The sequence below is a fragment of the Methanospirillum hungatei genome (assembly GCF_019263745.1).
GTDB classification, from domain to species: Archaea; Halobacteriota; Methanomicrobia; order Methanomicrobiales; family Methanospirillaceae; genus Methanospirillum; species Methanospirillum purgamenti.
This window is the reverse complement of sequence record NZ_CP077107.1, coordinates 2,501,274-2,527,314: the sequence shown is the minus strand read 5'-3', so window position 1 is coordinate 2,527,314 and position 26,041 is coordinate 2,501,274. Positions and strand designations below refer to the sequence as shown.

General features: G+C 42.8%; 21 protein-coding genes. 13 read left to right on the top strand and 8 right to left on the bottom strand.

The window, feature by feature from the left end:
* The first annotated feature begins 4 nt into the window (after positions 1-4).
* Entirely contained in the window at positions 5-1,705 is a 1,701-nt protein-coding gene (locus tag KSK55_RS12325; protein WP_218607080.1) for a formylmethanofuran dehydrogenase subunit A, read from the top strand.
* A gap of 14 nt (positions 1,706-1,719) precedes the next feature.
* Positions 1,720-2,718 carry a formylmethanofuran dehydrogenase subunit C gene (locus KSK55_RS12320; protein ID WP_218607079.1) on the top strand — a complete coding sequence of 333 codons (999 nt, stop codon included), beginning with the start codon at positions 1,720-1,722 and terminating at the stop codon, positions 2,716-2,718.
* A gap of 5 nt (positions 2,719-2,723) precedes the next feature.
* Here KSK55_RS12320 and KSK55_RS12315 read toward each other — a convergent pair whose 3' ends face one another.
* The 4 genes from KSK55_RS12315 to modA are packed head-to-tail and all read right to left on the bottom strand — an operon-like array spanning position 2,724 to position 5,573.
* Positions 2,724-3,791: an ATP-binding cassette domain-containing protein gene (locus KSK55_RS12315; RefSeq protein WP_218607078.1), complete on the bottom strand. Its 1,068-nt coding sequence runs from the start codon at positions 3,789-3,791 to the stop codon at positions 2,724-2,726.
* Positions 3,791-4,600, bottom strand: a complete 810-nt coding sequence (locus tag KSK55_RS12310; protein WP_214419338.1) for an ABC transporter permease — start codon at positions 4,598-4,600, stop codon at positions 3,791-3,793. The genes KSK55_RS12315 and KSK55_RS12310 overlap by 1 nt, the downstream gene beginning before the upstream one ends.
* Positions 4,597-4,782 carry a hypothetical protein gene (locus KSK55_RS12305; protein ID WP_214419339.1) on the bottom strand — a complete coding sequence of 62 codons (186 nt, stop codon included), beginning with the start codon at positions 4,780-4,782 and terminating at the stop codon, positions 4,597-4,599. The genes KSK55_RS12310 and KSK55_RS12305 overlap by 4 nt, the downstream gene beginning before the upstream one ends.
* Entirely contained in the window at positions 4,779-5,573 is a 795-nt protein-coding gene (modA, locus tag KSK55_RS12300; RefSeq protein WP_256664003.1) for a molybdate ABC transporter substrate-binding protein, read from the bottom strand. The genes KSK55_RS12305 and modA overlap by 4 nt, the downstream gene beginning before the upstream one ends.
* A 291-nt stretch (positions 5,574-5,864) precedes the next feature.
* Here modA and KSK55_RS12295 point away from each other — a divergent pair, with 291 nt between their 5' ends.
* The 4 genes from KSK55_RS12295 (at position 5,865) to KSK55_RS12280 (ending at position 11,542) form a co-directional block, all read left to right on the top strand.
* A complete protein-coding gene (locus tag KSK55_RS12295; protein WP_218607077.1) occupies positions 5,865-7,217 on the top strand; it encodes a molybdopterin molybdotransferase MoeA in 1,353 nt (450 codons plus the stop codon).
* 353 nt (positions 7,218-7,570) lie between these two features.
* Positions 7,571-8,914 carry a molybdopterin molybdotransferase MoeA gene (locus KSK55_RS12290; RefSeq protein ID WP_218607076.1) on the top strand — a complete coding sequence of 448 codons (1,344 nt, stop codon included), beginning with the start codon at positions 7,571-7,573 and terminating at the stop codon, positions 8,912-8,914.
* Complete coding sequence (locus tag KSK55_RS12285; RefSeq protein WP_218607075.1) at positions 8,911-10,764, top strand: molybdenum cofactor synthesis domain-containing protein; 1,854 nt, start codon at positions 8,911-8,913, stop codon at positions 10,762-10,764. Before KSK55_RS12290 ends, KSK55_RS12285 begins: the two co-directional genes overlap by 4 nt.
* Positions 10,765-10,786: 22 nt before the next feature.
* The gene (locus KSK55_RS12280; protein ID WP_250545181.1) at positions 10,787-11,542 is read left to right on the top strand and encodes a SagB/ThcOx family dehydrogenase; all 756 of its coding nucleotides are present in this window, start codon (positions 10,787-10,789) and stop codon (positions 11,540-11,542) included.
* Between the two features lie 13 nt (positions 11,543-11,555).
* Here the strand turns inward: KSK55_RS12280 and KSK55_RS12275 are convergent, their stop codons facing one another.
* Complete coding sequence (locus tag KSK55_RS12275; RefSeq protein WP_214419343.1) at positions 11,556-12,431, bottom strand: 4Fe-4S dicluster domain-containing protein; 876 nt, start codon at positions 12,429-12,431, stop codon at positions 11,556-11,558.
* 153 nt (positions 12,432-12,584) lie between these two features.
* On the opposite strand from KSK55_RS12275, the gene KSK55_RS12270 reads away from it, so the two are divergent.
* Both KSK55_RS12270 and KSK55_RS12265 read left to right on the top strand, forming a co-directional pair.
* Entirely contained in the window at positions 12,585-13,166 is a 582-nt protein-coding gene (locus KSK55_RS12270; protein ID WP_256664001.1) for a 4Fe-4S dicluster domain-containing protein, read from the top strand.
* A gap of 110 nt (positions 13,167-13,276) precedes the next feature.
* Positions 13,277-15,214 (top strand): beta-propeller domain-containing protein, encoded by a 1,938-nt coding sequence (locus KSK55_RS12265; protein WP_218607073.1) that lies wholly within the window; start codon positions 13,277-13,279, stop codon positions 15,212-15,214.
* A gap of 48 nt (positions 15,215-15,262) precedes the next feature.
* Here KSK55_RS12265 and KSK55_RS12260 read toward each other — a convergent pair whose 3' ends face one another.
* Positions 15,263-16,624 carry an ABC-ATPase domain-containing protein gene (locus tag KSK55_RS12260; protein ID WP_218607072.1) on the bottom strand — a complete coding sequence of 454 codons (1,362 nt, stop codon included), beginning with the start codon at positions 16,622-16,624 and terminating at the stop codon, positions 15,263-15,265.
* A 137-nt stretch (positions 16,625-16,761) separates the two neighbouring features.
* On the opposite strand from KSK55_RS12260, the gene KSK55_RS12255 reads away from it, so the two are divergent.
* From KSK55_RS12255 to KSK55_RS12245, 3 genes are all read left to right on the top strand, one after another.
* Positions 16,762-17,388: a hypothetical protein gene (locus KSK55_RS12255; RefSeq protein WP_214419347.1), complete on the top strand. Its 627-nt coding sequence runs from the start codon at positions 16,762-16,764 to the stop codon at positions 17,386-17,388.
* Positions 17,389-17,483: 95 nt separating this feature from the next.
* The gene (locus KSK55_RS12250; protein WP_218607071.1) at positions 17,484-17,840 is read left to right on the top strand and encodes a response regulator transcription factor; all 357 of its coding nucleotides are present in this window, start codon (positions 17,484-17,486) and stop codon (positions 17,838-17,840) included.
* 165 nt (positions 17,841-18,005) lie between these two features.
* Positions 18,006-18,854 carry a ComEC/Rec2 family competence protein gene (locus KSK55_RS12245; protein ID WP_218607070.1) on the top strand — a complete coding sequence of 283 codons (849 nt, stop codon included), beginning with the start codon at positions 18,006-18,008 and terminating at the stop codon, positions 18,852-18,854.
* Positions 18,855-19,347: 493 nt separating this feature from the next.
* Here KSK55_RS12245 and KSK55_RS12240 read toward each other — a convergent pair whose 3' ends face one another.
* Positions 19,348-21,180 carry a PAS domain S-box protein gene (locus KSK55_RS12240; protein ID WP_214419350.1) on the bottom strand — a complete coding sequence of 611 codons (1,833 nt, stop codon included), beginning with the start codon at positions 21,178-21,180 and terminating at the stop codon, positions 19,348-19,350.
* 89 nt (positions 21,181-21,269) lie between these two features.
* Positions 21,270-23,561: an efflux RND transporter permease subunit gene (locus tag KSK55_RS12235; RefSeq protein WP_218607069.1), complete on the bottom strand. Its 2,292-nt coding sequence runs from the start codon at positions 23,559-23,561 to the stop codon at positions 21,270-21,272.
* A gap of 501 nt (positions 23,562-24,062) precedes the next feature.
* Here KSK55_RS12235 and KSK55_RS12230 point away from each other — a divergent pair.
* Together KSK55_RS12230 and KSK55_RS12225 are read left to right on the top strand one after the other, a co-directional pair.
* Positions 24,063-24,995, top strand: a complete 933-nt coding sequence (locus tag KSK55_RS12230; protein WP_218607068.1) for an MBL fold metallo-hydrolase — start codon at positions 24,063-24,065, stop codon at positions 24,993-24,995.
* Positions 24,996-25,011: 16 nt separating this feature from the next.
* Positions 25,012-25,989, top strand: coding sequence for an HNH endonuclease signature motif containing protein (locus KSK55_RS12225; RefSeq protein ID WP_218607067.1), 978 nt, complete (start codon positions 25,012-25,014; stop codon positions 25,987-25,989).
* The last annotated feature ends 52 nt before the right edge of the window (positions 25,990-26,041 follow it).

Sequence of the window (26,041 nt, the reverse complement as noted above, 5' to 3'; positions counted from 1 at the left end):
TATCATGAGCGAATACATCATTAAAAACGGAAAGGTCTACGATCCAAAGACGGGAATTAAAGGAGAAGTCTCTGATGTCTGTATCAAGGACGGAAAGATTGCAGACAAGGTCTCCTCCAAGGCAAAAGTAATAGATGCAAAGGGCAAGACGGTCATGGCCGGTGCAGTTGAAGTCCATGCACACGTCGCAGGGCCAAAGGTGAATGAAGGAAGAAACTACCGTCCGGAAGACAAACTCTTCACCTACAAGCCAACAGGTAAGAATACCCGTATGGCGGGCGGATTCTCCATTCCAACCACCTTCAAGACCGGATACGAATATGCCAGGATGGGATACACCACCGTCATGGAAGCAGCAATGCCCCCACTCTATGCACGGCACGTCCACGAAGAGATCAAAGACACTCCAATCATAGACGAGGGAGCATTCCCGGTCTTTGGAAACAACTGGTTCGTCTTTGAATACCTGAAAAACAACGAGATGGACAATGTCTGTGCATACATCTCCTGGCTGCTCAAGACAACCAAGGGATATGCAATCAAGATCGTCAACCCAGGTGGATCTGAAGCATGGGGATGGGGAGAGAACTGTACAACCGTCAACGATCCGGTCCCGTACTTTGACATCACTCCAGCTGAGATCGTAAAAGGTCTTCTGACTGCAAACGAGAAGATGGGACTTCCACACTCAATTCACATCCACTCAAACAACCTTGGGAACCCGGGTAACTATGAGACCACTCTTGATACCTTAAAGATTGCAGAAGGAGTCAAACCAAACAACAAGTTCGGTCGTGAACAGGTTCTCCACCATACCCACGTCCAGTTCCACAGTTACAAGGGCGACTCCTGGGCAAACTTTGAATCCGGTTCAAAGGAGATTGCAGACTACTTCAATAAGAACAAAAACATGACCATGGACCTTGGTTGTGTCACGCTTGATGAGACCACCACCATGACTGCAGACGGGCCGTTCGAGCACCACCTTACCTCACTGAACCATCTTAAGTGGGCAAATGTGGATGTCGAACTTGAGACCAGCTCCGGAATCGTGCCCTATGTGTACGACCCGAACATCAAGGTCTGTGCCATCCAGTGGGCAATTGGTCTTGAACTTGGTCTCCTTGCAAAGGATCCGATGAGAACGTTTATCACCACCGACCACCCGAATGCAGGACCATTCACCCGGTACCCACGTATCATGAAATGGCTCATGTCTGACAAGTCACGTCAGGATATGCTCAAGGGCTTTAAAAACTCTGAAAAAGTCATTGCAGCAACAAACCTCGCTTCCATCGACCGTGAGCTGACTATGTTCGAGCTCGCCCAGATGACCAGAGCCGGACCTGCAAAATCACTTGGTCTCTATGATATCTTTGGTGGTCTTGCTCCGGGAATGGATGCAGATGTTGCCATCTTCAACATTGATGAAGACAAGATCAAGGATCCGGAAGAGATTGAAAAGGCATTCACCGCTGCAGATTATGTCTTCAAGAGTGGTACCATGGTTGTTGAGAATGGCGAAGTCATCAGCAACGGAAACAAGCGTACCCTCTGGGTAGATGCAAAGATCCCAATGAACAAACAGGTAGAACGCGATGTCCAGATGAAGTTCCTCAAGTTCTATAGTATGAACCTGAACAATTACGAGGTTTCAAACCACTATGTTCCAAACCCGTATGTCATTGAGGTAGATTCCAATTAAGGAGTGATGAAGAAATGGATATTGTAAAACTCACCCTTACCAAAGTTTCAGAACTATACCTTGAAGCAGAAAACGTCACTCCTGACCACTTTGCAGGAAAGAGTGCTCAGCAGATCGGAGAACTACATGTTCATCTGGGAAACACGACTGCAAAGATAAGCGACTACTTCTCTGTTGAAGGGAAAGGAGGAGCAACTGCTGCAGACACGAAAATCATCATATCCGGCCCGACTGACAAGGTGAAGTACATCGGTATGAAGATGACTGCCGGAGAGATCGAAGTTCAGGGCAATACTGACATGTATACCGCTGCATGGATGTCTGGAGGAAAGATCCATGTAAAGGGTAATGTAGATTCCTTCTGTGCCATTGGTATGACCGGCGGCGAGTTTATCGTTGACGGAAATGCCAAAAATTACCTGGGTGCATCCTACCGTGGTGACTGGAGGGGTATGCAGGGCGGTAAAATCACCGTCAAGGGCAATGCAGGATCTGACACTGCTACTTTCATGATCGGCGGAACCATTGACATCGGTGGCAATGTAGATGTTCATCTTGGAACCCATGCAGAAGGGGGAAAGATCATCGTCCGTGGCAATGCAAAAGGCCGTGTCGGTGGTCAGATGGTCAAGGGAGACATCTTTGTCCTTGGTCAGGTCGAGCGGATGATGCCCACCTACCTCTACAAGGGAGATGAAGAAGTCGAACTGGACGGGAAAAAACAGATGTTCCAGGTCTGGATTGGTGACATGGGCGAACGCCATGGAAAACGGAAAGGAGAGATCATCTATGGAAAGATCTATGTTCCATCAGGTAAGACCGAAACTCCTGCACAGGCAGCCCGTGTTGAGAAAAAGAAAAAACTGACCGATAAGCAACTGGAAAAAGTCAAGGAAGCTTTCAAGGAACAGGAACCAACAGTCCAGCAGGTCAGAACCTACATCTATGATACCTTCGATGTTGACATGAAACCCATGCAGGTCTCACGTCTTATCGATGGACTCAAGAGATAACTTTTTCACTTTTTTAATGTTTCTTCGGGAAATACCATCACTGCTGATGCCTTGAATGCAATAAAAACGGTATTACCCTCATCTATCCGAAGGTCATACAAACTCTGTATGGTAAGAACGCCGGTCAGGGATATACCACAGTCAACAACTACCCATGCAAGGGATCCCACAAGTCTGATCTTTGTTACCGTTGCCTTGAGAACATTCCGTGCACTGGATTTTAGAGGTTCCCGTGAAAAGATGAGATCTTCAGATCTGATACCACAGTGGACAGGGCCGGTATACGGGGTTACGGCATGTATTTTTACCTGACCAACCGTGATCACCTTCCCTTCATGACTTTCCCGGGCAATACCGGAGAATAAATTTTCCATACCAGTAAAAGCAGCAACAAAAGGTGTCCGTGGATTTTGAAATATCTCATCAGGATCTCCGACCTGTACGATGGCACCATTGTCCATAACCGCCGACCGGTGTCCAAGTGAGATGAGATCCTCAGCATGATGGGTAATGTGAATGACAGATACTCCAGTGAGCGACGGGATCCCTGCCAACTCATTTCGCATTTTTCTTCTCGTGATGGCATCAAGAGCGGAAAGAGGCTCATCAAGCAGGAGAATCCGGGGTTTAATGACAAGGGCCCTGGCAATGGCAACCCGCTGTTGCTCTCCGCCACTGAGGGTATCCGGACGACGGGGTAAGAGGTGAGATATTCCGAGAAGCGACGCGATATCTTCCGTGGCCGTTCTGATGTCAGGAGATGGTTTTCCGAGTTGTTTCAGTCCGAATCCAATATTTTGTTCCACATCCAGATGAGGAAAGAGCATATAATCCTGGTAGACCATTCCAATATGCCGAAGCCGTGCAGGCAAATCCGTGATATCAACACCGTCAAGTATAATTCGTCCCGAATCCGGACTATGAATTCCTGCAATGGTCTCGAGTAATATGCTCTTTCCAGCTCCTGAAGGTCCGAGGATGATAAAATATTCACTATCCTCTATTATCAGGTTCACATCATTGAGATGAAAATCGCCGAGGGTTTTGGACAATCCCTGAATTTCAAGCGGCATTATACCATCCTTTTCGAACCAAACCAGTGTTCAAAGACAAGTAATGTCCCCACGGAGATAGCCAGTAAAATGGTTGCTGATGCAATGGCCAGGTCAAGATCCCCAGTTGAAATATTCAGATATAGGGCAATAGGCAATGTCTCGGTTTTCATCTTTGTTGCCCCGGCGAGCATCAGGACAGCTCCGAATTCCCCCATGGCTTTTGACCAGGTGATGGTAAGTCCGGCGAGAAGAGCCTGGCGAGACATGGGAAGACTGACCTGGAAAAATACTGCAGATTCAGTTGCCCCCAGAGTTCGTGCCACATGTTCATACCGGGGATGTACTGAATCAAAGGCAGACCTCATGACTCTGATAAGATACGGGACATTAACAAAGAACTGGGCGACGATTATTGCAGCTGTTGTATATACAATATCAATCCCGATAAAGCGGAGAATATCACCGAATAAAGATGGCCCGAAGAATATCAAAAGGGCAATCCCGGCGACCAATGGAGGAAGGGAGAGGGGAAGACTGATGACCAGACCCATGAATCCGGAGGTAGGAAAGTGATACCGCGAGAGAGCATATGCAACAGGAAGAGCAATAACTGCACAGATTATGGTAGAGACGAGTGATGTCAGCAGGGAGAGCTGAATCGCGAACAAAATCTCTTCAGAAGTAAGTGCCCGGAGAAGAACATGTGGATCAGGCCAGAGTATAAGACCGGCAAAAACCAGGCAGAATACAAGTATCAGAGATCCGGATAGGAGAATCAGACAACCCTGAAACCAGGAGCTGGAATACGTTCTCAAATGCCGTTTCATGCAGACAGGGCAGAGGGAGAGGATGTCTTTGATATCTGTTGTACCTGACGAACTGAAAATGACGAGACCAGATGACTGGAATATGAATGATCATGAATCATATCACAGAGTATTTCCAAAATATCTGAAAAAGGGGTGTGAAAAGCCCCTGTCAGAAGTACATCGCGTGTTGATCCACTCATAACTTCAGATTAGCATAGGCCGGATCGGGATAAATAGGGAACCCATGCTTTTTAAATACTGCCTTCCCTTCATCTGATGAGACAAAGTCCACAAATTCCTGTGCATTCTCTTCCTGTGAGGTAAAGGTGGTCAGGCCGATTGGGACAACAAGCGCGAGGCTTTCCTCATCAGGTAATTGAACGGCCTCAATCTCATCTCCTTTAATCTGGTCAATGGTAATGAGACTTGCATCCGCCTGCTTTAGTTTTAATGCAGTTACCACTTCATTGATGGTTGGAGCACGAAGCACGACATTTTTCTCGACATCATCTGCAATACCCAGTTTATCAAAGAGCTTCTGGCCCTGTCTTCCAATGGCTGTTGCATTTACATCACCAAGAGCAAGCTTCAGTCCCTCTTTGGTAAAGTCCTGAACAGACTCAATCCCCTGTGGATTTCCAGGCAGAACACCAATAACCGGGACATGGTAGGCAACATACACCGGGTCAGTTACCAGACTTTTATTCTGTGCAATTGCGTAATCAGGGGTTCCGCCAGGAATAAACGCATCTCCCTTTTTAGTCAGTTCCATCTGAGTAATAAGAGTCCCTGAACCAGCGAAATTATATTCAACCTTGATTCCGTTTTTTTCTTCAAAGATGGTTCCAATTTCAGTCATTGGCCCCTTCAGCCCGGCCCCTGCGTATACAAATAGTGCTTTTTCATCATCAACTGCATACACCGGAGATGATATAAATGCAAAAAGCAGGCAGAGAATAAGCCCGGTTAAGAAACATGATCGATACTTCATCAGTACTAGATCCGAAAAGATAAGAGATAATGGTTTTCTTTTTACTCGTGTAAGATAGTTTAAATTTATTGAGCTGTTTTTTCATTTATGTTAATATCATTAATGAGGAAAATCCAGGATTCGGGTTTAATATTCGAATATATACCCAAATTGGGTAGATACTGAATTAATCCCATATATATGCTTTAGCATAACAATCCATATACAATAAATATTCAAAAATCTTGCAGGCACTAGTATTACCACCTGATGACTTCAATCATGGAGTGTTTATCGTATCGGGAAATGAACATGTACAAAACCTGGGTACAAAAGAACGACATGCAGAAAAAAAAACACATCCATACATCAGATAAAATCAACCAAAACCATCAAATACCTCAAAGCAAAGGTGATGCTACCCCTTCAATAGGTTCTGCATCGATAGAAGACGCAGTCAAACTTATCAGATCTATTGCTCCGGATACAAAAATAGAAACACGATATATCGATGAATCCGATGGGTATACTCTCGGAGCACCAGTAGTATGCAAGTATGACATTCCTGGATTTGATCGTTCCACAAAAGACGGTTTTGCAGTTTGTGCTGCCGACACTCAGGATGCCTCACCTCATAGTCCAGTAAGACTGACATTCTCTGGTTCAATACAAAACGGTTTTTCACCCTCTCACACGCTCTCCAGGGGAACATGTATGACCATAGCAACCGGCGGCGCACTGCCCAATTGTTCTGATGCAGTTGTGATGCACGAACATGCACATCTGAATGGTTCATGTGTGGAGATATCCTGCCCTGTCAGCCCGGGGGACAATATCATCAGAAGAGATGAAGATGCACAAGCAGGAAAGATACTATTTCCAGAAGGGCGGATTCTCCGTCCGCAGGATATCGGGGTTCTTGCGGGATTTGGAATATGTACGGTGCAGGTGAGGGCCATGCCAATCATTGGAATCCTTTCCACCGGGCCTGAACTTGTCCCTGCAGACGGGAGGCCTTCAAGAGGAGAGGTTAGGGAAACCAATTCATACCTGATTTCAGCATTGTGCAGAAAGCTGGGAGCTGTACCGAATAGGTACGGTATCGCATGGGAAGGATCCACAGATCTCTCAAACATGCTCTGCACCGCAGTATCTGAATGTGATGCAATAATTATCAGCGGCGGCAGTGCCCATGATGAAAGAGACCGAACAGCTGAAGTAATATCAAAACATGGTGCAATCCTTCTATCAGGTTTGTCAATATCACCACGAAAGAAAATGGTGATTGGAGAGATTCAAGGCAAACCAATTATTGGACTCCCAGGTCATCCGGCCTCTGTTTACCTTTTATTATTGCTCGTTGTGTCAAATCTCATTCAGGTTATGAAAGGATCTGTGACCCATGGTCTTTTAAAGGAATTTGGAATCGCGGGAATAGACATAAAAGCACATCCGGACAGAGAATATCATATCCCGGTGAGAATTAACGAGAATCAAATCATTCCACTGAGCAGAAAAGCAGGTCTTATCAGCCTGCTTACTCACTGCGACGGTATCATCCACATCCCTCAGGGTAGTAAAGGAGTAAAGAAAGGGGAGATTTTAGAAGTAATGGATTTAACCAGAATTCGTTCTCCGAATCATTCACCAGTACATGAAAAATGAGAAAAAAGTAGATAATTTCAATATTTTTAAAAAGGGTAGAATATCTTCAACTATAGAAGAAAAGACATAATAATTCAATAAATTAATAGAGTTAATTTAATTCAAATATTTCACATCTATCATAAACACACATAAATACTCCATGATAGAAAATATGAGGTGCTGACAAGTGTCAGCAAAACTCGGTTCGGTCATCAGGACAACTTGAGATCCAGTAATACCGATCATGTGCATGCACGAGGACCGGGTCCTGATGACCAAAATAAGATTCATGCCTCCATCACGGAGACTTTTTTTAATTTCAATATCATCAATTGTAATTGTTAATTATCTGTAAGAATAAGATACTAGTAATGAACATCACACTCGGGAAGATCACCTCCAATCAACGTCATCAGCCGGATCCCGTGTTGTTAGATCCAGAGCTCACGAGTAAGGGAGGTAATGAACCTGGGAAAGGGAATAATTCCGGGACCTTCCTTTCTGATAAAGCAGAGCCTTTTTTTGATGTTGTAACCATTGATGAAGCGGTTAAAACCGTCAGAAGTATCGCAAAACAGACAGGAACTGAGACGATTATTATTGATGAGGCTGATGGTCGGGTTTTGGCCGAATCAATCATAACTCAGGAAGATATTCCTGGTTTTGACCGTTCATGGAAAGACGGGTATGCTGTTATTGCAGAGGATACCTATGCGGCAACTGAAAATTCCCCGATCATTCTCTCTCTCTGTGGATCAATTGCCATGGGTAAGACAGAGAGGGGACATATTCAATCAGGGGAGTGTATGTATATTCCGACAGGCGGTCAGATGCCGGATGGTGCTGATGCAGTCGTCATGATTGAATATGCAGAGCACATCGGTGACAAAGTCCTTATAAGGCAACCTGTTGTAGTTCGTGAGAACGTCATTGCAAAAGATGAAGACTTTAGTGCGGGAACCATCATCTACCCGGTGGGCTCAACCCTCAGACCCCAGGATATCGGAGTTCTTGCAGCGATCGGTAAAACACGAATATCTGTTCGAAAAAATCCGAGAATTGCAATTATCTCAACCGGTGTGGAGCTGGTCCCTGCAGAGGCAATACCCCGGATTGGAGAAGTTCGTGAGGTGAACTCACACCTGATTTCTGTGTTTCTCAGACGACAGGGAGCTACACCGGTCAGATACGGAATCATCAGGGATAACCTTGAAGAACTGATCAGAACTATTGAAACCGCTTCGCATGAATGTGACGCAGTCATTGTGAGCGGAGGCAGCTCAAAAGACCGGAATGATATCACTTTCAGAGCAATTGCATCACTTGGAAAAGTCTTTGTTCACGGGATATCCATCGCTCCTGGAAAACCAACAATAATCGGTCAATGTGAGGATGTACCGGTCATCGGTCTTCCTGGTCACCCGGTATCGACATTCATGGTAATGACACTGGTCGCCGTTCATTTAATTCAGGCCATGAAAGGAGCACCATGCCAGCACATTTACAAAAAGACCATTAAGATGGCAACCGACCTCAAGTCTGAAGGGGGTCGCGAGCAGTACATAAGGGTCAGAATCGATAATGATCAGGCCACCCCGGTTCTTGGCAAATCCGGACTCTTAAATACTCTTCTTTACAGTGATGGAATTATTCACATCCCGTCCGGAAAAGAAGGTCTGGTTAAAGGTGAAGAAGTAGAGGTGAGGCTCTGGTGAGTCGTTTTTTAACGCTCATTCCATACCTTGCTGCACAAAAAATCCTGAAAACTTCTGTCAGACCCGGACACCAAATCCGGACAGTGCCGGTTACAAAAAGTCATGGCCACATCTGCCATGAACCGGTTTTTTCACGCCTGACAATACCAAATAGTGCAGTCTCACTTCGGGATGGGTATGCAGTTATCGCATCAGAGTCGCATTCTGCCACGGAAGCAAACCCGGTGCACCTGAAAACGTTCGTTCCGGTTCATACCGGCTCTCCGATTCCGGATGGATTTGATGCAGTCATCATGCAAGAAGATGTCAGACTCAATGATTCTGACAGCATTGCAATTTTAAAGCCGGCACGACCAGGTCAGCACATACAAAAAGCAGGGAGTGAGGTGGCAATCGGCACGATGGTACTTCCAACTGGCCATCTCATTTCTCCTGAAGATATTGGTGCAATGATCGGGTACGGGATTACCTCCGTGCAGGTTCAAAAAACCGTTGCAGGGCTCATTCCAACTGGAGACGAACTAAAAGAGCCCTGTACAGCACCAGGTCCGGGTGAGGTAATCGCAAGTAACTGCGAAATGCTTGCAGCGTCTCTCGAAACAATCGGTGTTGAATCACTCATCTATCCCATTGTGCCAGATGATCCAGTGAAAATCCAGAATGCTATAGAGCAAGCAGTCAGAGAATGTTCTTTTGTTATCATATCCGGAGGATCATCCACGGGGAATCGGGATCACACCGAGAATGTACTGAATGAGATAGGTTCACTCCTCTACCATGGAGTTGCCATGCGACCAGGGAGAACCACACTTGCAGGAGTAGTGGATGAGATACCGATCTTCGGAGTTCCCGGTACTCCTGCCGGAGCTCTCGCGGTTCTTCGGGAACTGATTATCCCCTGGCTTTCAGACACCGGTTATCCAGTTCCAATTCAGAATATGGTAGAGGTTACACTTGCAGACACGGTTCCAAGTGAACTGGGAACTGATGATTTTATCCTGATGGTGACCGGAAAAGTGGGAGATGAATACAAAGCGATGATGCTCCCTCGTGGAGGGGGCCAGATGTCGGCGGTGAAATCAAATGCTGTCCTTCATATCGCACGGAATAGTGAAGGAATCAAACAAGGAAAAGAGTGTGTAATTCGTCTGACACAAACATTTCCCCATCCTGATAACATCTATTTGCTCAGTGGCTTGTATGATCCAATCCTCGATATTCTGGACCAGTATCTCCGCAAGATGCAACGAAAAATATTCGTCAGAAAAGGTTCTTATGAGACCACTCTTCTCTCCATTCAGAACGGGAATATTCACGGGGGCATCATAATCCGAGAAAGAATTGATGGAGAGAACTGGAAAAAACAGGATTATTTATTTCTCAAAGAAAAAGCATATGCCATCACTATCGCAGAAAGAGAATATATTCTTGCAACAAAAGGTTTTCCAGATTTCAAATCAGATAAAATTTTCAAATATCCGGACATTTCACAGGACTCATTTCTATATCACCTGATGGACGCATATTTTCAGAAAAATCAGGTAAATCCTCAACGAATATTTAAACAGGATCATATATCCAATACCGAACATGAGATAATTCAGAAAATTCTAGAAGAAGAGATAGATTTCGGACCATGCTCATCAAATCTGGCTTCTGAATTTGAATTAGAGGGGCCTGTTATCGGATGTGAAAGTATCGATCTGATCGTCAGGGAAGAGGATATAGAATCTGATCAGATCCAGTATATGATTCATTTGTTGGGATCTGATGAATGGAACAAAGAGGCATGGATTCTGCCAGGATATAATCTGAAAAGAAGTGGACGAGTCTCTCTGCTTCAATCATAAGCTAATCTTTACCTTTCTGTACATGAATACAGGAACAGGGATCATGAGCATTGGTGAAGAATTTATAATAAAAACCAGGTATGGCATTCCTGCACAGACAGACCAGTTGAGAGGAATCCCTTCCCCGCCAATTGAAGAAGATTTTTCTGGAACAATCATTCTTCTTCCTGACCCAGACACAGGTTCCATCGCAGATGTTGATATTTCTGTTGCGATTGAAAACCGGGAGAGTATCAGGAATTACCACAACACTCCTCTTTCTCTCGAAGAACTATCATACCTGCTCTGGTGCACTCAGGGAATAAAATGGGTGCTTGATGACAGCACATTCAGAACCGTCCCTTCAGCAGGGGCACGTCATGCGATTGACACCTACCTGTATGTGAAAAATGTGAACGGCCTACATGCAGGAATATACCGTTTTTTAGCCCTTGATCACAGCCTCGGACTCATCTCTGATAACGATGGATTATCAGACAGAGTGAACAAGGCTGGTTTAGAACAGCGATGTATCCAGGAAGCAGCAGTTTGCTTTATCTGGGTGGCGAATTCATACCGGATGACATGGCGATATGGAGAGCGGGGATTTCGGGATATTTTTCTTGACGCCGGACATATCTGTCAGAATCTGTACTTGTCATCACAAGCTATCGGTTGTGGGGTATGTGCCATTGGTGCTTTCAAGGATGATGAGATGAATACTCTGCTCTCCCTTGACGGAGAGAAGAAATTCACCCTGTACATGGCTACTGTGGGAAAAATACCAAACGAAGAATAGGTGAGGGGTTCCCTCAATACCCGGTTACCATCTCATCTTCATCAAGACCGGCAACCAATTCCTTTTTAAACGATTCAAAATCCAGTATATCCAGTTGATCTGGAAGAAGAGAGTCACTCCATGCTTTCCGATATACCCATTTCACAACAAGTTCAACGACTTTAATAACTGTTTCGGGCGTTTTCACGGTGACGACATGGTACCCGACACGAGGATGGCGACCCCGTTTCCCTCCAATAGTGATATGATATGCGGCCGGATCAGCTTTGATAATATGGAACGGACATGACTGAATACACATCCCACAGTGGACACAGAGATCATCGTCCAGTTTTATCTGTCCATTTTTGATTGCTATCGCCTTCTCCCTGCAGTACTGAACACAGGTTCCGCAACCGGTACATGTCCCCGGAATCCGGTACGGCCGGACGACTCCAGTGATTCCAATTTCATTCAGACGCTCACTCACACATGAGTTCGGACATGATGAAACTGCAATTCTGAATTTTACCGGCATCTCCTTCCCGAAAAACCTCTCATCAAGAGTCCGTGCAAGGGAAATGGAGTCCATCATGGCAAACCGACACCGGTCAGTTCCAGGACAGGCAGTAATATTGACAATTTCTGCTTTTTCTGCACCCACAGGAGTACCGTTTGCTTCAAGATCCGCAGCAATGAGATCAAGGCTTGCAGGGAGCACATGAACCAGTTCTATAGTCTGTCTGGTGGTCAGATGAACCTGGGTATTGAATTTTCGGGCAATATGGACAACACCCTCCATCTGGTCAACTGTTATCAGGCCAGCGGGGATTCGAAGTCTGATAGTGCAGAATTCTCCTCCATATTCATTAATAATACCACCTTTCTCATAGAGGGGGACTTTTCTCATATCTATATGTTAACTGGATAAGGAATATACTTCGGGTCTGAAAAAAATGGTATACTCATTATTTCATAGTTGAGGGGGGATAATAATACCAAAGGAGTCTTTGTGCGGTTTATCATTTCTTACTTTCAATTCCTCTTTCGTAAAAAATGGCTGATGAATTTTCTCAGTCCACACACTATCCCTCTTGAGACTCCCTACCATGCACGGGGAGTACCTCAAATCACCGGAAGAGCATGTACACACTGTTTTCTTTGTCAGATGATCTGTCCGGCTCCTGGTGCCATAGAAGTGAAAAAAACAGGCAGGCCAGCGGTATGGAATCCGCATATTCATCCAGGCCATTGTATCCGGTGTGGACTATGTGTAGAAATATGTCCGGAAGTGGTCCTGGAATCAGGCAGAATATTCCAGAAAGCAATAAAATCGGAGACATGGGCAGAATTTTCGTTTCACATCCAGATAAATCCTAAAACCTGCATCGGATGTGGTAATTGTGCGGTTGCATGCCCGATAAACCGGCAAATAGATCCTGTTCTCTCCTCGAAAGGGACTGTTACAACCAAAAATGTGATTCTTGCGGTAGAAGAAGGTATTTCGCAGGTATTCCATGAAGAGATATGTACTGGCTGCTCTACCTGTGAAGAACAATGCCCCACCAGATCAATACAGGTTAGCCGGGTACTGATGATGAACCAGGGATATATCTATGAAGAGGAGATTGAAGATACTGAATAATTTAATTTTTGCGGAAAAATAAGCCAAAATTTAATTAATTCTTAAGATAACTTTGAAAATTTTCGTTGCTTTCGACAACTAATTACCCTTATCAGATGTACTACATCAGTATGATACCACAAGCACCAGTGCGATCCCTGCTTCTTACCGTGATCATTATTGTGGTATGTGCAGGGCTTTACCAGGTGTCCGGAACAGATACACCCATATCCGGAATGCTGGAGATAACAACGGACGAGGATTTGAAAGAGTACCTGAAGAATGTTACTCCGGAATACCGGTACGGCTATACAAACGAGATGTATTATGATATAGCCATACCAATGGCGGAGATGGCACCTTCACCTGTGTCGATGGTTGCAAAGGAAGCGGCATCACCGACTGCCATCGCTACAGGTTCATCTGATAAAGGAGCAAGTGATTTTTCAACGACCAATATTCAGGTTGCTGGAGTTGATGAAGCGGATTTTGTAAAGAACGATGGAAAATATATCTATATTGAGAGTGGAGAGACGCTCACCATCGTAGATGCATTCCCCCCGGAGCAGGGAAAGATTGTGACTGAACTACCAGTTGAAGGATCAGTTTCAGAACTCTTCCTGGCAGGGGATCATCTTGTCGTCTTTTCTGACACAAACGACGAACATTGGTACAAACCAAAAGGATCAGCAGTTCCCATCCCTGACTATTCAAGAAAGACGGAGGCTGTGATATATGATATCTCCGACCGGAAGAGTCCGAAAGAAGTCAGAACCATCTCTGCTCCTGGTTCATATGAAAATGCACGAATGATCGGCGATTATGTGTATTTCATCACTGAGGAGACACCTGATTACTCCAATCCCCGCATGCCCATTATCTATGATGGTACTGAACCGGTTGAGATATCATCAATCTGGTGTCCCCCCTATCCGAAAAAAGAATACCAGATGCACACTCTGACATCATTCCCGGTCATCGGGTCCGGACAGCCCCAGGCTGAATCCTTCCTGCTTGGGTATTCAAACACCCTCTATGTATCCCCACAGAATGTATATATCGCCTATGAAAAACAGCTCCCCTGGTATGGTTGGGGAATGATTGAAGAAAAATCAGAAAGGGCAAAAGAACCAGAGCAGGAGTCAGTCATTCACCGGTTTGCGATTAAAGATGGTGAAATTGCATACAAAACAACGGGAACAGTTCCGGGATATCTCTTAAACCAGTTCTCCCTGGATGAAAACCGGGGAAATCTCCGGGTTGCAACCACTGTATCCGACTGGTCATCTGATGAAAACCAGTACAGCAATGTCTATGTCTTTGATCCTGACCTGAAGATAATCGGAAGATTAGAACATCTAGCCCCGGAGGAGAAGATTTACTCTGCACGATTCATGGGTGATCTCCTCTACCTGGTTACCTTCAAGCAGACTGATCCGCTTTTTGTGATTGATCTCTCCAATCCCTACCAGCCAGGTTTACTTGGAGAACTCAAAATCCCCGGATATTCAGATTACCTCCATCCCTATGATGAGACACATCTGATCGGCATCGGAAAAGACACCATGGAGAATGAATGGGGGGGAATTATCCCAACCGGTGTAAAGATTGCCCTCTTTGATGTAAGTAATGTCAATAATCCACAGCTGGTTGAGAGTATTGTTATTGGAGAGAAGGGATCTGACTCAGCCGTCCTTTCAGACCACCGGGCATTCCTGCTTGATAAGGAGAGGGATATCATGGCAATACCTATCAGGGAGGTTGTTCACATACCAGTCCAGGGTAGCAAGTATGAAGGATCCCACACCGAAGAGACCTGGCAGGGGACCTATGTATTCGGAATTAACCCGGATACCGGATTTACTGAAAAGGGCAGGATAAAACAGGGGACCGGAACCTCGGGTGACGAATGGTGGTATGGGTCAACGGTCCTTCGGTCTCTCTTCATGGATGATGTCCTGTATACCATATCCCGGGATCGGATCGTCGGGTCAAACCTGAAAGATCTGACACAGCGCCTCATGGATATCGGAATCAAACATGATGACCGACCGACGTATTATTATTAAATATCTACAAAAATCTTTTTTTTAATCCGGGGTCATTATACAGAAATATCAGGGAATGAATTTTGAGAGAGTATCAAAAAAATCCCGAAGGCCTTCCCGATAGCCTGTGACTGACTGGGCATAAACCCGGTGTTTTTCAAGCCGGATTATCCGGTCTGCCTGTGCAATGAGCAGTTCCAATCCAGACCCTGCGATAATGAGTGATGTTTCATGAAGCCAGTCACGGTGATCTGCAAGCAAGGTAGCCAGAGATTGTACATCCGGAGAACTCATGTAACAGGGAACCATCAGGTTTTGTGCTGCCCGGTCCTCGTCAATGATAATATATGGCACCTGTTTCCTGATTGCATCTGAAATTCTGGATGCCATAGATGCCGACCCGCTTCCCTGCCCAAATACTGAATCCGGAGTTCCGGTCATCCCCGGAGGGATTTTTTTAAAAAATGGACGAAGATCACCTCCCAATAATTCAATATTTGTTGCATCAGGAGCAACTCCTCCAGGAATAGTAACAAGGTATTCTCTTCCGTCTCCAGGTGCATGGTCATCCTCTCCTGCCTGAATTGCTGAAAGCAGGGTTGATTTTCCTTCAGCATTTGATCCGGTAATTGCCAGAATCTCCCCCCTTTTTATGCCGAGACCAGTAATTGTCTTTTGAGAGCCCTCAAGGGTAATCTCAATTGGAGACGATTCAATCGGACAATAAAATGGAATATGGACTCCGTCCTTAGGACCAGCGACCCGGTGCCAACTCCTGTGTTTGGTATAGGTGCGGGCCGGTCTGGTTCCATCGCCAATAAAACAAATATATCCATTTTTATCCAGATAAGAGCGGAGACATTGTTGATCCTGTACCGTTTCCCATCCTTGTGTCAGCTGACGGACAGGAGTTTTATTGACAATTTTTACTAATTCATCGACATATGTTTCCAGGATATCCCGAATTACTTTTATATTGATGGTTGTTAGAGGAGCAAACGGAATCGCCCCACGAACACTCAATCGGATACTGTTTGACAAAAGATAATTTTGTTCATCAGGCCGCCAGAGGTTTGATGCAATACTTGATTGAGAAGATGCAATCGTACATGGTTCAACATTCACTGAATATCTTGACATATTTGAGGATTTTTTTCCACATAATGGTTCAAGATCTTTATTTTTCAGAGCTGATCGTTTACAATACTCAATAATCGCATGAACTGCACCTGCTGACGATGAAAGTGGTAAAGGGATTTCCTCAGATAAATTCGATTTCATGAGAAGTGGAAATGTGAAGATAAGATCCTGCCCGTCTGGGGAAGGAACCATGAATGCATCGGTTCCAAGACGAATATTATGAGGAATATGATAGCCCGATGATGTGATGGTCGAACAAATATCTGTGAGGTGTGATGTCCATGTCTCCATGTTTAGTATCGAACTGGTACATTGTTACCTGGATCATAAAATGGGCATTGATATGAATCAAACAATTATAATAGAACATGTGAGAAAATTCTCATTACCAGAAGGTGGATTGGACCCGATGGATGGAGGAACCAAATATGTATAAAAATCATGTGATTCTCATTTTGATAACACTGATTATGGTTTGTTTGACTTGTGGGAGTGCTGCAAAACTTGGTGGTGATCGGGGTTGGTATGAATTTCATTGCCATGCTGATGGTGCCAAAGTTCATCTAGATAGTGAATATGTTGGAGATATTCAAAATGGCATGCTATCTGTTCCGATTTATACAACAGGAACACCATATGCTACATACACAGTAACCTATGAAGCATGTGGATCATATGCTAGTGTGACCAAAAACTTGCCCGGAATCCCAGCTAAGGGTCAGACTATCGATATTTATATAGATATTGAACCAGCGCCCTGTCCGACACCGACACCCAAACCAGTCGGCGGAGATATGGGATATTACATGATATGGTCTAATGAGGATGGAGTAACCGTGGAGTTGGATGGTGAAAATAAAGGTATGACCATGAACGGGCATTTACAGATTCCGGTTTACACGACAGGGACCCCATATACAACTATGACTGCATACAAGCCAGGATATATACCCGTAACAGAGGAAATTACAGAAAATCCAGGACCTGGTGAGACAATTGACTTGTATGTAACAATGAATACTGATAGTATTGTTGCTGCATCTGTTGCAGACTGAAAAACTCCTTTTTTTAGACATGTTCAAAAGGTACGAGATCCAATAAGAAGTATCAGGAAAGTATGACCCTTCCTACACAGGCATAAGTTGATAGCATGACTACTATTCTAATGGTCGATGATAATCCTGCAGATATTGATGAAATGAATGCTATTCTGACCAATGCGGGGTATTCTACCCTAATACAACCAGACGGAGTACATATACTTGAATTTTTACATTCACATCTCCCAGACATTATCATGTTAGACCTAGTCATGCCAAAGATGAATGGTATTGAAATTTTACGTGAATTAAAACGTGAATTTCCAGAGATTCCTGTTATTATGTGTTCTGCTGCCGGGCTTGAACAAGTTGTGACATTAGCTATGAGAGTTGGTGCAGCAGGTTATGTAGTTAAACCATACCAAAAAGAAGAATTACTTGAAAGCATTAAAAAAATCACCACTTAACTTTTTTTCAGAATAATGAGATAATCGGACGCATTCTAAATTTGATATTGGGCATGCATACGTAATCGGATATTTTATCATCACAAATAGAATAACAAAGAAGAAGGAATTTGACCAGCCTGACTCAAATAGTAAATTTATACAAAAAAGAGTCGTGAGGGTCATATGGTAAAATGTCATAATCCATATCTTTTCGTGGTAATTTTCCTCATATTATTAAGTTCATTTGCGTATGGGGAGGAGACGAAAATTCATGTCATTGATGTCGGAACAGGAGATGCGGTTCTCATCGAAAACAATGATTCATATATTCTCATCGATGCCGGACCTGAAAGAAACACAACGGCATCATATCTAGTAGGACATAATATTACAGATATCAGTCTCTTATTAGTGTCAGGTATCTCCAGTGAAAAGACCGGTGGAATCCTTGAGGTCATGAACAGAACGAAGGTCCATGAATATAGGGATTATGGAAAATCAGATCTCCCATACTATAACCGGATAACTTCTCATATCAGAAATGAATCCATTCCACATACTCCTCTTCTTTCAGGAGAGGTTATTCCATTTGGGAACGAAGGAACAATTGAAGTCATTCCTGAAATCATTCAAGACGCAACTCAGACAAGAGATGCAATTATTAAAATTACCGTTGGAAAAATCTCTACCCTGCTCTTATCCCAAAATCCAAATCCTCAGATCAATATAACTGATCCAATTCAGATAATCCGGGTTGCAGACCATGGATCTCGGGATGGATACAATGCACGATTCATACAATCAATACAACCAGAAGTGGCTATTATTAGTGTAGGAAGAGAAACCGAAGGACCAAACAAAGCAACAACAATGGGGCTTGAAGCATTTGGAGCAGAAATTTACCGAACAGATATAAAAGGAACCATTCTAATTACGACCGATGGTGAGAAATATATCATGGGTTCATCACGATCATCACCCGGTGGTTCAATATCACTCGTCAGTGTCATAGAGACAAGACCTCCCGGATGAGTATTTAACAGGTCTGAAGATGTGTGTGATAATATTTTTATAAATCTCAAAATCACCCAATATTGCTTATTTTTAAAAAATAAGATTAAATGAGGCGATTTCAGACGGCAGGCGAATAATTCTTTAAAGATTAAAATACTCATGGAATGACGGCAGACATGCGTCTGACCCTATTTGAAGGTAATATTAAAAGACGTTAATTTATCTTTCTTTAATGAAAAAACGAGTATTAAATCGGTTTTATATCATCAGTAATATATGGAAAACCGGTCCACACATATAATGTTTTTCTATATTTTCTGAATAATATTCCCATCATGTCTGACAATTTCAGGTGCCGCGTCGATTCATTGATAGCTGGGAAATGGTTCTTATAGATGTTCATTGTGGCATATCAATATCAAAAAATAACGTTGAATTGTATTTTAACCGAATATTTGCAATTTTTCTGGAGGGGCGAAACGGAAATGAGTGATAAGATAAAATTACAGGATTATTGACTCGTTTGACATGCTTGTGAACAGAACCGAAATCCTCCTGCAGGAACCTTTATTTCAAATCTAGCTCCTTTCCCTTCTTCACCATTTTCCCGAATGGATATACCAGTTATTTTTAATATTTCTGTGATAAGATATAATCCAAATCCGGTATTTTTCCCATATCCGTATGAAAAAATCAATTCTTTTTCACTCAAGGGGACACCTATTCCATTATCCTGCCAGACTATAACCAGATTACCATACTCCTCATGCGAGGAGACTTCTATGAAAGTTACATGCTTTCCATGATTTTGAGCATTCAATAAAAGATTATAGAACACTTTTGGGACCATGTAATCAGCAAATATCTCAAGATCTGGATTAATTTGCGACACAAGACGGATATTTTCCGAAGGAGTAACTGCCAGGAGTTGTTGCACTTTAAACCATTTCGGCTCTTTTACTCCTACCTGTTCATACTCACGTGAGAAATTTATCTGGGCCTGGATTGAGTCAATTATTAATTCCAACTTGTTCATAAAGTTGGGTAATTCATGACATTCACAATCTTCCATGAGTGAGAGAAAACCCTGCATTGCACTGAGCGAATTGGTAATATCGTGCCGTGTTATTGAGCTTAAAAGACTCAGTTTCTCATTTGCAGATTTAAGTTTTGATTCACTAAAACGGAGTGCCTCTTCAGCCTCCTGTTTTTCAGTGATATCTGCCATGATACCCATGAGCCTGGTAGGGTCACGAAGATCTGGAACCGATACACGATCTTCAATCCAGATATAATGCCCATCTTTATGTCTGAATCGATACCTGACATTTCCTCCACCGGATGTTGCCTTGACCGCATGAAAAGCTTCGAGAGCATCTTTCCTGTCATCCGGATGGACAAGCGAGATCCACTGATCAAATCCCTGACTGATCTCATTATAACAATAACCAAAGACCGATTCAGCATTTTCACTCATAATGATTCGATCATGGGCCATATCATAATCATACACAACAAGTCCGATCGAGGTTGTGACAATTTTATATCGATTACGCCAGGCCGCTAACTCTTTTCGTGCAAACTTACGTTCTGTAACATCATCTCCGATACACATGTAGCCGATAAGAGCCCCATGTTCATCCCGGAGATCAGTATTCATAACATCAATATCCCGGATATCTCCGTTTCGAAGAAGAAGTTTCATCTCTTCATGTTGCGAGATTGTTCCTTTTTGCATCGCATCCTGAAAGAGTTCTTTCTTTACTTTTCTCAGTTTTTCAGGTACAGCTATCGCAAAAAAATCCTGCCCCATCAATTCTTCTCTATTCCATCCGGTCAGGTTAAGGAGGTGATCATTGCAAAACAGAACCTTCCCGTCATTATCAAGCTGGAAAGCAATCAGTTTCATCGTCTGAAGAGTCTTTCTAAATCTTCGATCACTCTCAATGAGACGATCTTCAGCCCGTTTTCGTTCTACTGCCTGACGAATTTTATGAGCCAGTTCTGTAAACTGTGATACAACCTCGCCACCTTTCTGGAGGTAAAAATCAGCACCTGAATTTAATGCGGTAATGACAACTTCTTCACGTCCTTTCCCTGTAAAAAGGATAAAAGGGATAGAGCCATACAGTGTTCTTACCTTTTGAAGAAATTGGATGCCATCCATTCCTGGCATCTGGTAATCTGAAACGATTACATCATATGATTTCGTGTCAAGCTTCGCCAAAGCTTCCTGGGCTGTCGATGTTGTATCCACTGACAAATCGGGCTCATTTTCTAAAAATTTTTTTACCAGGAATAAAAAATCTGACTCGTCATCTACGTAGAGGACAGAGATCATCATGCCTCATTAAAACATGACATATAAGGCTATAATAGTAATGATCTGTTACCAGACATCTATCTGGTGCCATGTGGTGGGTAGTAATCTGCTCATCCATGTTGAAAAATATACTCACCATAATCCCGATTCTGGTAAGCAAGAGAGATAACTGCTGGCATAATAAGTATTGCACCTGCGAGGGAAAAACCAACTGTAATAACAGTGGTAATCCCAAAGTTTGCAACAATGTTAAACTCAGACAACATAAGTGCTGCAAATCCGAATACTGTAGTAAGCCCAGATACAGTAATTGCAGTTCCTATCTTTTGAACGCTGACTGCTATTGCATCATGGAGGGTAAGACCACGTGATAACTCCTCCTCGCATCGTTCCATAATGAGAATTGTGTATTCTGATGCAACTCCTATGGTCATCGAACCGAGAACTGCCGTAAGCGGGGTGTAATCAAGACCAGAGAGGTACATGATCGCACCATTCCATCCAACGATGACTATAATTGGGATAAGTGGTAATGCAGCATATATCCGACGATAAACGAGCAATAAAAATCCAAAAATAAAAACAAAACCAAGTACTGTCATAAGTGATTTGGATCGGGCTATATCATCCATCAGGGCACTAAACATTTCAAGTGATCCGGTAACCCTGACCGTAAGCCCCGGAGGAGAAGGATACCATTCCATGTCTTTTCGTATGACCTTGATTAGATCTCTCGCCTGAGAAAGCTCCATATCGATTGTAGTAAATTCAAGGACTGCTTCATTTTTCCCATTCAAATATCTATTTTTATATTCCTCAGGAATGGATTCAATGATGCTGGAAATTTCAGAAGGAGTCCGAGGCAGGGTCTGATTATTGTAATCAAGGACAAGGGTGGCAATACTTGTAACGCCAGTAATTTTACTATTTTTCTCAACTACATATGCTCCAAAATCATGAATCCAATTAAAAATTAATGGCTGGAGAGCATTATCTCCAGAAAGAATAATAGGGACTGTAGTTGTTGATCCCATTGTTCTGGTTACTTTATTCATATCAAGTAAAGCCGGCATATCAGAGGGAACAAAAGTTTTTTGATCAGCACTGATGGGAACTTCATTGTCGAGTGTGAAACCCGCTGCTGCAATAATAAAGACGAAAATCAAAATTGGAACAGGGCGTTTAGAAATTTTAAATGCAATTCGCCCGAGCATCCGATCGTACCTGTCTATCAGAGAAGATTTTTGTTTCAAATCTGAAGAAGTGGGCCCATCAACCATAAGATGAGAATCGCTATTCTCATTCATCCTCATATCCTGTCTTTTTCCCCGGTAATGTACAAGCATTGCAAAGACCGGGACAATTATGAGGGCAGCAAGGTAACAGGACATTACTCCGAATGTACAGGTTATCCCAAAATCCCCAACCATTGGAATAGGTCCAAAAATCATCGCGATAAATCCGGTAGATGTCGCAAGCATAGCAATTAGCACAGATGGACTGGTTTTTGTAATGGTTGTTGTAACGGCTTTTGTGAGGGAGGATTTATAGATCTCTTCATCCAGTCGCGAATGCATTTGAATCGCATAATCTATCCCTATCCCAATCAAAACAGGAAATGCTCCTATTACGACCATACTGATTTGAGTTCCGGTCAGTCCCATAAGACCGAAAGTCAGTATCAATCCACTGGCAACAATTGCCACAGGGAGGAGTGCATATCGCACATGAGAAAAAAGAGCGAGTACTGCTATGATCATGAGAATCATGGCAGCTATTATCAGAGATCCCATTGAAGATCCCATTTCCCTGCCCATCTCCTCATCAAATGCCTGTTCTCCGGATAAAGTCACAGACACCCCGGGTGGAGGATTTGATCTCTTTACTATGGTCTGAATATTATTGAGAACCTGTTTCTGCTTTTCATCGGAGAGTCCAGGGGTGAGAGTAATGATACTCAGGGTCATCATATTTGAAGGCAGGTTCCGCTGAATCAGTTCTGGTGGAGATCTTCTGAGTAATTGGGTAATTTCTGCTGATGAACGTGGTAATACCCCTCCATTTCCCTGTTTCAAGAGTGAAACAATCCCTGATGTCTGATCAACAGACTGTTGGTTTTGGATGTGATTTATAAGTCTATCAATATACCATAGTGTATCCACATTGGTTACATCATCAGACTCTATGATGACCATTATTGCATCTGAACCATATGTGTCAATATAATGGTTTAATAATGCCCCACGAGGGGTATTTTTGTCTAAATAGGCATCATTACCTGTCTGCATGGTAATTAATGTGGTTCCATACAGAGCAATTAAAAAAATAATGACAGCAATCCAGGCCACACGGACAGGATGTTCAGTAATCTGTTTAGCCAACCAGTAAAAGGGATTGATCATTAATTTTCCTACCAGATTTCACGTCAGGGTCCTACTATTTTGTTTAATGGGAAACCGTTAGAAATTTATCAAAATACACGAACAACTCTATGAATACAAGATTATTTATCAAAAGGCCATAGTATGAATGTTAATGCCCATATATATAATAAATTCCATTATCATTGTGTAGAAAAGAACCGATCGGAGAATATGAATGTAATAGTAATAGAAAATGTGTTCGGATGGTGATTGATGAGTAGTTCAAGGCTATTTTCAACTCATGCACCCATCCGATAAAATATCTGCCAGGCTTATACCGATTACCAACTGGCAGGTTACAATTCTCTTATTGTCATTATAGAATATATAACTTCTGTTACATGAGCATAAGATTTTTACCTGTACTTTTGAATGAGTGTGAACATAATTGATTATCAGAAAGGGATACATTAACCTGATGGAAAACAAGCACTTAAATTTCCTCAAATGAGAAATAAAATAGGAGATTTTATACCCAATATGAAATATGTATTGCACCCCGTTGATCGGATTGAGATAACTGTTTTGGTTGATAACTATACTGATCTTCTATTAATTGAAGATGATTCAAGTGTTCACCGACCGAAATTATCTCATGGAAGAACCCTGCTTGCAGAACATGGCCTGTCATTATTAATTCAGATTACATACGGTCAGAAAACTCATACGATTCTGATGGATGCAGGAGCATCAGAGATTGCATTATTTAAAAATGCGGATGTTCTGGGATTAAATCTGGATGATATTGAAGAAATTGTAATAAGTCATGGGCATTTTGATCATATCGGAGCATTAGATAAAGTACTGAGGGCATCATCATGTCGTTTGCCAGTAAATCTTCATCCGGCATCATTTGCACCCAGACGAAAAAAACTCGTTGATGGCTCGTACACTGATCTCCCAACAATGAAACGAGACGAGGTCACCCATGCAGGTGGTATATTAGCGTTATCAGAGAAACCATCCCTTCTTTGTAATCAACATATTCTGCTCACCGGAGAGATTGAACGGATAACATCCTATGAACAGGGATCTCCTGTACTCGAAACATTTGAAAAAGGGGATTATGTAAAAGATCCATTCCGGGACGATCAATCTCTTGTCCTCAATCTGAAAAATAAAGGACTCATAATTGTTTCCGGATGTGCTCATGCAGGAATTGTTAATTCAGTTCTGTATGCACAAAAAATTACAGGCATTGCTCCTGTTCATGCAATTATGGGAGGATTTCACTTATCCGGTCCATATTTTAGCAAAATAATCCCTCAAACCATATCAGATCTGTGTACAATTCATCCGGATCATATTATCCCCATGCATTGTACAGGGTGGGAAGCCCAGGTTTCAATGGCAAAGGAAATGCCAGAACAGTTTCTTCTTAGCTCGGTAGGAACACGATTCCAGTTTCATTGATGACAGCATGAGGAGTATGCGATGGCAGGACCATGTCAACTGTTTCGAGACTGTGTTAAACAGATCCAAATCATGTGAGATTCAGCCAGAATATGGTGCACATATTGCAATTAAAGAATGTACAAAGCATGATCCACTGTCAGAACAGACCATACTTGGTGCTCCATCATATTCTATTGCATTTCTTGAATTCTTGTTTCATAAAGCTCAGGGACCATATTCATCAGATTTTGAATGGATTGCAGAGATAATCCGGATTCATTTTCATATATATCCAGAGCTTCAAAACCTCATCAATCTAAACGCCGCTGATGCACTGGCAAATATGGTACTTAACAGGCGGGGCAAATTAAAATTTTTGATCTGTGATCAGATTGAATTGGGGATTATTTTGGAATGGTGGGTAAAATTTGGTCTTATCCCAATAACTGCAAAAAACGTTTTTGATGCTATCTTAAGTAAACCGACAATCCAGGACAGACTCCGTCGAGAGGATCCACTTCTTCTCCTTCGGCTTTTGGACGTTTTTCCTGAACAATCTGGATCAATAAATCCGAAAAATCTTTCCAAAGAATCATTAATCCAGGCAGCCAGAACCATAACGCACCCTCCCTCAGAACGCCGGTATCATCAAATTTATTCAGCATATGTAAAAGCAGGTGGAGATCTTCTTTCTATTATCAAAAAAGAAGAGATGAGGATTTTGCCAATGCAGACGAGGAGAAACCGTTTTCTTGCATATCTGGTGAAGCAATATTACCATAACACCTGTCAGATTTGTTCTGCAACAGGAGAAGATCTAAAAAAACCTGTTGAAGTTCACCATATCATCCCTCTGTCAAAACAGGGAGAAGACTGTGCTCATAACATGATTGTAACCTGTATTTCTCATCATCGGGCAATACATGATGGAATTATTTCTCTCAGTACAGTGAAGGATACAATTTTAATCAATACTCCGGAAAACACATATTTCATCACTCAAGAACTGTAGATCACCCCTTATTTTCATATGAGTAATATTTCCTGAGAAATGCCCGGACTTT

Excerpts from the sequence above, each read along its gene's own strand:
- KSK55_RS12325 (WP_218607080.1), top strand. The coding sequence starts at position 5 with ATGAGCGAATACATCATTAAAAACGGAAAGGTCTACGATCCAAAGACG.
- KSK55_RS12320 (WP_218607079.1), top strand. The coding sequence starts at position 1,720 with ATGGATATTGTAAAACTCACCCTTACCAAAGTTTCAGAACTATACCTT.
- KSK55_RS12315 (WP_218607078.1), bottom strand. The coding sequence starts at position 3,791 with ATGCCGCTTGAAATTCAGGGATTGTCCAAAACCCTCGGCGATTTTCAT.
- KSK55_RS12310 (WP_214419338.1), bottom strand. The coding sequence starts at position 4,600 with ATGAAACGGCATTTGAGAACGTATTCCAGCTCCTGGTTTCAGGGTTGT.
- KSK55_RS12305 (WP_214419339.1), bottom strand. The coding sequence starts at position 4,782 with ATGAGTGGATCAACACGCGATGTACTTCTGACAGGGGCTTTTCACACC.
- modA (WP_256664003.1), bottom strand. The coding sequence starts at position 5,573 with ATGAAGTATCGATCATGTTTCTTAACCGGGCTTATTCTCTGCCTGCTT.
- KSK55_RS12295 (WP_218607077.1), top strand. The coding sequence starts at position 5,865 with ATGTACAAAACCTGGGTACAAAAGAACGACATGCAGAAAAAAAAACAC.
- KSK55_RS12290 (WP_218607076.1), top strand. The coding sequence starts at position 7,571 with ATGAACATCACACTCGGGAAGATCACCTCCAATCAACGTCATCAGCCG.
- KSK55_RS12280 (WP_250545181.1), top strand. The coding sequence starts at position 10,787 with ATGAATACAGGAACAGGGATCATGAGCATTGGTGAAGAATTTATAATA.
- KSK55_RS12275 (WP_214419343.1), bottom strand. The coding sequence starts at position 12,431 with ATGAGAAAAGTCCCCCTCTATGAGAAAGGTGGTATTATTAATGAATAT.
- KSK55_RS12270 (WP_256664001.1), top strand. The coding sequence starts at position 12,585 with ATGAATTTTCTCAGTCCACACACTATCCCTCTTGAGACTCCCTACCAT.
- KSK55_RS12265 (WP_218607073.1), top strand. The coding sequence starts at position 13,277 with ATGATACCACAAGCACCAGTGCGATCCCTGCTTCTTACCGTGATCATT.
- KSK55_RS12260 (WP_218607072.1), bottom strand. The coding sequence starts at position 16,624 with ATGGAGACATGGACATCACACCTCACAGATATTTGTTCGACCATCACA.
- KSK55_RS12255 (WP_214419347.1), top strand. The coding sequence starts at position 16,762 with ATGTATAAAAATCATGTGATTCTCATTTTGATAACACTGATTATGGTT.
- KSK55_RS12250 (WP_218607071.1), top strand. The coding sequence starts at position 17,484 with ATGACTACTATTCTAATGGTCGATGATAATCCTGCAGATATTGATGAA.
- KSK55_RS12245 (WP_218607070.1), top strand. The coding sequence starts at position 18,006 with ATGGTAAAATGTCATAATCCATATCTTTTCGTGGTAATTTTCCTCATA.
- KSK55_RS12240 (WP_214419350.1), bottom strand. The coding sequence starts at position 21,180 with ATGATGATCTCTGTCCTCTACGTAGATGACGAGTCAGATTTTTTATTC.
- KSK55_RS12235 (WP_218607069.1), bottom strand. The coding sequence starts at position 23,561 with ATGATCAATCCCTTTTACTGGTTGGCTAAACAGATTACTGAACATCCT.
- KSK55_RS12230 (WP_218607068.1), top strand. The coding sequence starts at position 24,063 with ATGAAATATGTATTGCACCCCGTTGATCGGATTGAGATAACTGTTTTG.
- KSK55_RS12225 (WP_218607067.1), top strand. The coding sequence starts at position 25,012 with ATGCGATGGCAGGACCATGTCAACTGTTTCGAGACTGTGTTAAACAGA.